At 66.4% G+C, this 773-nt stretch carries 1 protein-coding gene; it reads right to left on the bottom strand.

Features of this window, described 5'->3' with window-relative positions; all coding sequences use genetic code 11:
* Window positions 1-773, bottom strand: a 773-nt coding sequence (locus tag ACLIYP_RS30675) for an IS256 family transposase (protein WP_412716333.1), incomplete at both ends; no start/stop codon positions are given.

The raw sequence follows: 773 nt of genomic DNA, 5'->3' as shown, positions 1-773 counted from the left end.
GCGTTCGTCGTGCAGACGATGCGGCGGATCTCGGTGTCGAACCGGAGGAACGGAGTGAAGTCCTCCCAGGCGTTCTCCCAGAGCCGGACGATCGCCGGATACTTCTTGCCCCACGCATCGGCGAACTCCGCGAACCGCTCGAGGGCGGCTTCCTCGGTCGCCGAGGTGTAGACGGGCTTGAGAAGCTTGGCGATCTTGTCCCAGTCCTGGCGGGCGGCATAGCGGAAGGAATTCCGCAACAGGTGGACCACGCAGGTCTGGACGGTGGTGCGGGGCCAGATGGTCTCCACCGCGTCGGGAAGCCCCTTCAGCCCGTCGCAGACGAGCATGAGGACGTCGTTCACGCCGCGGTTCTTGATCTCGGTGAGGATGTGCAGCCAGTGCTTGGCGCCCTCGCCGCCGTCGCCGGCCCACAGCCCCAGAATGTCCCGTCGGCCCTCGACGGTGACGGCCAGGGCCACGTAGATCGGCCGATTTGCGACGGCACCGTCGCGGATCTTCACGTGGATCGCGTCGATGAAGAGCACCGGATAGACCGGGTCGAGGGGCCGGTTCTGCCACTCGGCCATGCCGTCCATGACCTTGTCGGTGATCGTGGAGATGGTCTGGCGGGAGACCTCGGCGCCATAGACCTCGGCCAGATGGGCCTGGACCTCGCCGGTGGTCAGGCCCTTCGCGGACAGGGAGATCACCATCTCGTCCACGCCGGTCAGGCGCTTCTGCCGCTTCTTGACGATCTTCGGATCAAAGCTGCCCTCGCGGTCGCGGGGCAC

This window comes from Streptomyces nanhaiensis (assembly GCF_046614825.1).
Taxonomy (GTDB): Bacteria; Actinomycetota; Actinomycetes; order Streptomycetales; family Streptomycetaceae; genus Streptomyces; species Streptomyces radiopugnans.
This window is presented reverse-complemented; position numbering and strand designations above follow the sequence as displayed.